General features: G+C 60.6%; 4 protein-coding genes. All 4 read left to right on the top strand.

From position 1 onward, the window contains the following. Window positions 1–665, top strand: a 665-nt coding sequence (locus Q2B33_RS22170) for an ATP-binding cassette domain-containing protein (RefSeq protein WP_300914262.1), incomplete at its 5' end; no start/stop codon positions are given. Further along, window positions 655–1,440, top strand: a complete 786-nt coding sequence (locus tag Q2B33_RS22165; protein WP_300766224.1) for an ABC transporter permease — start codon at window positions 655–657, stop codon at window positions 1,438–1,440. The genes Q2B33_RS22170 and Q2B33_RS22165, both read left to right, overlap by 11 nt. A gap of 79 nt (window positions 1,441–1,519) precedes the next feature. Continuing rightward, window positions 1,520–4,360: a ComEC/Rec2 family competence protein gene (locus tag Q2B33_RS22160; RefSeq protein ID WP_300782182.1), complete on the top strand. Its 2,841-nt coding sequence runs from the start codon at window positions 1,520–1,522 to the stop codon at window positions 4,358–4,360. A 225-nt stretch (window positions 4,361–4,585) separates the two neighbouring features. Then, window positions 4,586–7,681: a translation factor GTPase family protein gene (locus tag Q2B33_RS22155; protein ID WP_300782180.1), complete on the top strand. Its 3,096-nt coding sequence runs from the start codon at window positions 4,586–4,588 to the stop codon at window positions 7,679–7,681. The last annotated feature ends 153 nt before the right edge of the window (window positions 7,682–7,834 follow it).

Raw genomic sequence — 7,834 nt, 5'->3', positions numbered from 1 at the left:
TGCAGTTCAACGAGTACACGGATGCCATGCCGGTGAGGCATATCATGGAGGCGGTTCTGGGGACGAGAATCGCCCGGGACAGGAAGCTTCAGGAGCTGATTGCCTTTTTTGAGTTCGGGGACTGTCTGCGGAAGAAGTATTCCAAGCTTTCCGGCGGACAGAAGCAGCGGTTCACCATCATCATGGTCATGATGCAGGAGGCGGCCCTGACCTTTTACGATGAGGTCACATCCGGGCTGGACTTCGAGACCAGGCAGAGGCTGGTGGAGAAGCTGGTGGAGTGGTACCGGGGGAAGCGGGAGAGCTTTCTGATGGTATCCCATTATTATGAGGAGCTGGACCAGCTGGCCCAAAAGCTGCTGATACTGGACAGGGGGCTCGTGCTGGACTACGGCCCGAAGGAGGAACTGTTCCGGAAGTACTGCGGCAGGGCGGTGATTGTAGTGAACCACTGCGAGGAGAACGAAAAGCTGCTGTCCGGCTTCCGCAGGCTGGCGGCTCCGGCCCATCTTATAGCCTTGTCCTGCGAGAGCGCGGAGACGGAGCGGAAGATTACGGATCTTCTTCAGGAGAACGATGTCAATTACAAGCGGAGCAACAATGACATCGAAATCCTCTATACGAACGCCAAGGCCGCGAAAGGAGGGAACTCTGATGCAGAATAATCATAAACGGAAGACCGTATCGTTCCAGATGCTGGGATTTGAATTCCGCAAGGTCATCGGGAATCCCTATGTGCATATCTTCGGCGTGGGCATGCCGGTGCTGATGATGATTATCATCACCCGGGCCGTGATGAGCCAGGTGGCCGGCCCCGCCATGCTGGAGGAGGCCAATACCTCCGTCTTCCTGGGAATCGGATCCCTGATTCCCATGGCCACCATTTTCATGGGCTATGGAGTGTCCAACGCCCAGGAGATGGAGAAGGGCATCCCCCAGCGGATGGAGCTGTTCGGCATCAGGGCAGGGGTGTCCATCTGCAACCGTATCCTGTCGGAGATTATATTCATGATTCTGGCCTTCCTGGTCTATTTCGGGGTGGGATATGCGGCAGTGGATTTGAAGGCGCCTACGCTTTCGGGAGGCCTGCTGTACCTGGTGTGCATCTTCAGCTTCAGCGTGATCCTGTTCTGCCTGTCCCATGCCATTTCATCCCTGCTGCGGAAATTCTCGCTGACCTACTGCGTGACCATGCTGCTGTATTTCGGGATGATGGTTCTCGGCGGCATGATGGGCATCAGCTACGACAATATGCCTCCGGCCGTGCAGACGGTGGCGAAGCTCCTGCCGGTGACCTATATCAACCGGGATTTCTATATCGTGTGGAAGGGGGAGAGCTACAACTTCATGCCCATGCTCCAGTCCTATCTGCTGATGGCGGCCATCGCGGGGATAGCCATCGTCTTCACCATAAAGCGCACGGAGCGGAAGCTGCATTGAAGCTGCCGGGCAGAAAAGGCACGGACGGGAGTTGTATGGACAGAGGGGATTTTGACGGGGTATAAGGGGGAATCAATCCATGAAACGGCCATTGTTCCTGGCGGCCCTGTTCCTGGTAGTCATCGCCGCCCTCCGGCTGGGAGCCGGAGGGGCGGAGGATGTGCCGCCTGGCTATGTGAGCGCGAAGGAACTGGAGGCGGCACAGGAGCTGCTGATTGCGGGACAGGTGTACCAAAAGGATGAGACATCTATTTATCTAAAGTCTGTAGTCATATATGATTCGAATGCCCCCGGGCAGTCTGCCGGGGGTTCGGGGCAGGGAATTCCATGTGCGGAAAACTTTATATGTGAGATGCAGGGGGAGGCGGACATCCCTCTGGGGAGGACAGTGGCGGTTCAGGGTATCTTCGCGCCCTATTCCCATGCCACCAATCCAGGGGAATTCGACGCGGCGGTCTATTACAGGACGCTCTCGATCGGCGGGAAGCTGCGGAAGGCGCAGATGAAGGCCTGCGGGGAGGATCGGTGGCCTGTGCGCAACGGCCTGTATGAGCTGAAATGCCTACTGAAGGAGCGGCTGTACCGGATTTTCCCGGAGAAGGAGGCGGCTGTGATGAGCGCCCTGCTTTTGGGGGACAAGAAGGATCTGGACAGCGAGCTGAAGGATCTGTACAAGAGGAACGGCATCCTGCACATCCTGTCCATCTCCTCTCTGCACATCACCATCATCGGCATGACTGTCTACAGGCTGCTGCGCAGGATTGGCCTGCCCATCTGCCCGGCGGCCGTGGGAGGCAGCGTGCTGCTCCTTCTGTACGGCGGCATGACGGGATTCAGCGTGTCCGCCTGCCGGGCCATCGGGATGTATCTGATCCGGATGTTCGGGGAGGTGGCGGGCAGGACATACGACATGCTGACGGCTTTGGGAGTCATGGGGGCGGTGATGGTGGCGTGGAATCCGTACTACCTGCAAAGCAGCGGATTCCTGCTCTCCTTCTCCTCCGTGCTGGGCCTCGGTGTGGTGAGCCCTGTGCTGGCGCTTTCGCCAGGGCGGAATCCTTCGGCGTCCGCGGGGAGGGCAAAGAAACCGCCGGGAAAGACCTCGAAACCGACCGGCGGGAGCCTGACAGAGCGGTTGCGGGGGAATCCCCTTCGGATACAGGGGAATCCCCTTCAGGTACAGGGGAGGCTCTTTCAGGCACAGGGGCAGTCCCTAGGGATACGGGAGGCCGCGGGGGGAATGGGCGCGGCGCTGTGGGAGGGTTGCCGGGGGCTGGGGAGAGGATTGCTTCAGTCCGCCATGGCCAGCCTGTCCATCACCCTGACAACGCTGCCCATCCAGTTGTGGTTCTACTATGAAGTTCCGGTGTATTCTGTCTTCTTGAACCTTTTTGTCTTACCTCTGATGAAACCCATGATGATTACGGGGCTGCTGGCCATGCTGGTGCCGGGGCTGGGTGTACTGGGCGGTATCGATTATATTATCCTGCAATCCTATGAATTTGTCTGCGGCTGCTTCGACAGGCTGCCCTTCCACACCTGGAATCCGGGATGTCCGAAGGTGTGGCAGATTGCGGCGTACTATGTACTGCTGGCGGGGGTGGTTCTGTTGCGGAGCCGCAGGAAACGGAAGGAGGAGGCGGCGGAGCGCATGGGGCTGACTGGGGATTGGGGACAGCGGAAGGAGGATGGCAGGCCGGGGACGGTGGGGAAGCGGATGGGTGGCGTGCCGGGGATGGCGGGGAACCAGATAGAGGGCAGGCCGGGGATAGAGAGAAGCCGAGCGGAGGACATGTCGGGGACGGCGGGGAATCGGATAGATGGCAGGCCGGGGACAGCGGGAAGCCGGATGGATGGCGGATCGAGGACGACGAGAAACCGAGCGGAGGACATGCCGGGGACAGCGGGGAACGGGAAAAAGGCGTACCTGCCGGAGCCGGATGGCGCTGTGGTGGGCAGGGCAGGCGGGAGGTCCGGGAGGATGAGGAGATGGCCTGTGGAGCCTTGCGCCCTGGCGGCGGCCGTCCTGCTCTTTGTCCTCCGTCCGACTCCGGAAAACAGCGTCACATTCCTGGACGTGGGACAGGGGGACTGCATCCTGGTGCGGACTGCCTCCGGGGAGAACTTCCTCTTCGACTGCGGCAGCAGCAGCCGCAGCGGCGTAGGGAAGTATCTGCTGCTTCCCTATCTGAAGCATGAGGGGATACAAAATATCGATGCTGTCTTCCTGTCCCACCCGGATGCGGACCATGTGAACGGCGCGGTGGAGCTGCTTAAGATGGGCGGTGAGAACAACATCACCGTAGGCCAGCTACTGCTTCCCGCTATTCGGGAGGATGCCAGACAGGAGCAATTGGGAGAGCTGGTGGCGGCTGCGGAGCAGGCCTCCCAGTCCAGCCCTGTGCCTGTAGGGTATCTCAGGGCCGGGATGAGCTTTGGCTGCGGCAGCGCGGACTTCACCTGCCTCCACCCCGGCGAGAGCCTTGGTACGGAGGATGTCAATGCCTACTCGGAATGCTTCTATGTGGAGTTTTGGGAAAGCGCCGGGGATGTCCAGGGCAGAGAAGGGGAAGCGCCAGACTGGACGCTGCTCCTGACCGGGGACGTGCAGAACGAGGGGGAGGCGGCCCTGCAGGGGGAACTGGAAGCCAGGGACATCAGGGATGTGAGCGTACTGAAAGCCGCCCATCACGGGTCGAAGAATTCCACGCCAAAGGAGCTGCTGGAGCGGCTTTCGCCCAGGCTCACCGTAATCTCCAGCGGCAGGAACAACCGCTACGGCCATCCCCATGCCGAGCTGCTGGAGCGGCTGGAGGAATCAGGAACCGTGATTGCCCAGACGGCGCGGTATGGCGCGATTACGGTAGACTTTGCCCATGACGGGGTTCGGGTATCGGCCTTTTGTGCGGAGCCGCCCTGACGGTTCGCCGTTCCCCCGTTACCATGTCGCCGTCAGGAGGCGTGTCCGCATCGCATCCTTTCTGCGCCCTGTCCTGGCGAGGATATCAGGCGCTGGCCGTCTTGGAATTAACACAGCAGCGCACTGGCCAGGCAATTGGGACTTGCGCCTGTCCCCTGTCTTGTAATACAGGGACGTTTATGGTAGTATGGATATGCATAAGACGAAGACAGGGAGGCGTTTCGCATGGGCGGACAGAGGGAATGGAAAAGCACAGGACATATCTGCATCGGCCTGCTGGCCCATGTGGACGCGGGAAAGACTACCCTTGCAGAGGGGCTTTTATATACCGGAGGCAGGATTCGCAGGCTGGGCCGGGTGGATCATCAGGACGCGTTCCTGGACAATTTCCACCTGGAGCGGGAGAGGGGCATCACGATTTTCTCCAAACAGGCACAGCTTACCTGGGAGGGATTGGACATCACGCTGCTGGACACCCCAGGACATGTGGATTTCAGCGCGGAGATGGAGCGCACGCTGCAGGTGATTGACTATGGAGTATTAGTCATCAGCGGTTCGGACGGGGTGCAGGGACATGTGCAGACCCTCTGGCGGCTTCTGGGACAGTACGGGATTCCGGTGTTCCTGTTCGTCAACAAGATGGATCAGCCGGATACGGACAAGGACAGGCTCCTGGGGGAGCTTCGGGCCAAGCTGGGAGATGGCTGTCTGGAATTCGGACCGGAGGCAGAGGGAGGGGGCGAGGCCTGGCTGGAGGAGCTGTCCATGTGTGATGAGGCCCTGCTGGAGGAATATCTGGAGACAGGGGAACTGGCAGACATTTCCGTGGCCGGAGCCATAGCCAGGCGGCATGTCTTTCCCTGCTACTTCGGCTCCGCGCTGCATATGGAGGGCCTGGGAGAGCTGCTGGACGGAATCCGCCGTTTTGCGCTGTGCCCGGAATATTCTCAGGAATTCGGCGCCAGGGTGTACAAAATCTCCAGGGACGCGTCAGGCAACCGACTGACCCACCTGAAAGTCACAGGAGGCGTGCTGCGGGTGAAGATGCCTGTGAGCAATGCGGGCAGCGCAGGGGCGGAGGCGGAGATCTGGGAGGAGAAGGTGAACCAGATTCGAATCTACGGCGGCGGGCAGTTTGAGGCTGTGGATGAGGTGGAGGCGGGCGGAATCTGCGCCGTGACCGGACTGGACAGGACCTTCGCCGGACAGGGGCTGGGCAGGGAGAGCAGCAATGAAATCCCCGTTTTGGTGCCCGTGCTGACCTATGGACTGGTGCTGCCGGAGGGGAGCGACGCGGTGAAGGTGCTGGGGCAGCTCAGGAAGCTGGAGGAGGAAGAGCCTCAGCTCCATGTGGTCTGGCAGAGGGCGGCAAACGGGCGATCCGGGGAGGCGCAGAACGATTCTGCATCGGAAAAAGGGGTTCCTGTGGGGAAAGGCGCGTCTGCCGGGGGAGGTCTCTTGGCCGGGAAGCGGTATGTGCCGGAAATCCATGTGCAGGTCATGGGCGAGGTGCAGATAGAGGTCCTGAAAAGGCTGATATCGGAGCGGTTCGGCCTGGACGTGGAGTTTACGGACGGCCAGATCCTGTACAAGGAGACCATCGCCGACACTGTGGAGGGCATCGGGCATTTCGAGCCACTGCGCCATTATGCGGAGGTGCATCTGCTGCTGGAACCGGGGGAGCCGGGCAGCGGCCTGCAGTTTGCCAGCGCCTGCAGCGAGGACGTGCTGGACAGGAACTGGCAGAGGCTGGTTCTGACCCATCTGGAGGAACGCACCCATCCGGGGGTGCTGACAGGCTCGCCTGTCACGGACATGAAGATTACGCTGCTGACAGGCCGTGCCCACATCAAGCACACCGAGGGCGGCGATTTCAGGCAGGCCACTTACCGGGCGCTGCGCCAGGGCCTGATGCAGAGCAGGAGCGTGCTCCTGGAGCCCGTGATGGCCTTCACCCTGGAGGTGCCCGCGGGGCAGGTGGGCAGGGCCATGTCCGATATCCAGAGGATGTGCGGACAGTTCGACCCGCCGGAGACGGATGGGGAGTACGCCATCCTGAAAGGCAGTGCTCCGGCATCCACCATCGGGAGCTACCAGAGCGAGGTGAACGCCTATACAAGGGGGCTGGGGAGGTTCAGCTGCATCCTGAAAGGATATGAGCCCTGCCATGACACGGACCAGGTGATGGAACAGTTCGGCTATGATCCGGAGGCGGATGTGGAGAATCCGGCCTCATCGGTATTCTGCGCCCATGGCGCGGGGTTCGTGGTGCCCTGGGATCAGGTGCCGGAGTATGCCCATGTGGAGAGCGGATGGCGTGGGGAGGCCGGGGGCGGCACTGGGGAAGCGGACGGGCCGTGCCGGGAAGGGAGCGGATTCGGGGAGGACGGTACAGGCAGAAACGGCTCTCGGCCTGTGGGCGAGGGGCAGCGCTATGGCGCGGGCGGCGGTATGGCCGGAGCAGAGGGCAATGAAGTTCGGCCTACCGGTGAAGGGATGCCCGGCAGGGGCGTGACAGCGGCAGCGGGCAGGAAGAGGGCAGCGGAAGGCAGGAAGCAGTCAGCGTCCGACTACATCACCCAGGAAGAAATCGAGGAAATCTTCACCCGCACTTACGGGAAGAGCAGCAGGGACTATGAGCCCTACCGCTATCATCAGCAAAATACCGGCAGGGCAGCACCCGGGGACGGCGGGACATCGGACAGCACGGACAGCAGTGGACTTGCGGATTCCCCGCAGGGAGCGGGCAGACCGGCGGGTAGCGGGCGGTCTTCCGGTTCCGGGGCAAAGCGGGCTCCGGAGGATAGTCAGAGACCGTCCGGGCGGAAGGGAGCGGACGAGCCCGGGAGGAAAGAGGAATACCTCCTGGTGGACGGTTATAACATCATCTTCGCCTGGGAGGATCTGCACGACCTGGCGGAGGTGAACATTGACAGCGCAAGGGACCGGCTGATGGATGTCTGCAGCAATTATCAGGGATTCGCGGGATGCACGCTGATACTGGTGTTCGACGCCTATAAGGTAAAGGGGAACACGGGCTCCGTGCAGAAATACCACAATATCTATGTGGTCTACACAAAAGAGGCCGAGACGGCGGATCAGTATATTGAGAAGACCGTCCATGAAATCGGCAGGAAGCACAGGGTCACAGTGGCCACGTCGGACAGGCTGGAGCAGATGATCATCTGGGGAGACGGCGCGGTGCGGCTGTCGGCGATGGGGTTCAGGGAGGCTGTGGAGGAGGCTTCCGCACAGGTGCGTGAGCATGTACGGCGTCAGGAGACGGCGCGGAACCGGCCTTTTGAGGGGTTGGAGCTGTAAGCTTTTAAGGGGCATGACAGCCAGAATGAATCATGAGTCTCACCATGGGCTATGGGGATTTGCATTAATTTAGCCTGAATTCGAAAAAATCATTGTCAGGAATTCGTTCATCCGTGTAAAAAAGTTCGCCTTACTTGCTTGTAAGGCGAACTT

The sequence above is a fragment of the uncultured Acetatifactor sp. genome, assembly GCF_948601915.1.
In the GTDB taxonomy this organism is placed as follows: Bacteria; Bacillota; Clostridia; order Lachnospirales; family Lachnospiraceae; genus Acetatifactor.
The sequence above is the reverse complement of the archived record's forward strand: the minus strand, read 5'-3'. Positions and strand labels throughout refer to the sequence as shown.

Coding starts and splice junctions, on each gene's coding strand:
- Q2B33_RS22160 (WP_300782182.1), top strand. CDS start 1,520: ATGAAACGGCCATTGTTCCTGGCGGCCCTGTTCCTGGTAGTCATCGCC.
- Q2B33_RS22155 (WP_300782180.1), top strand. CDS start 4,586: ATGGGCGGACAGAGGGAATGGAAAAGCACAGGACATATCTGCATCGGC.
- Q2B33_RS22165 (WP_300766224.1), top strand. CDS start 655: ATGCAGAATAATCATAAACGGAAGACCGTATCGTTCCAGATGCTGGGA.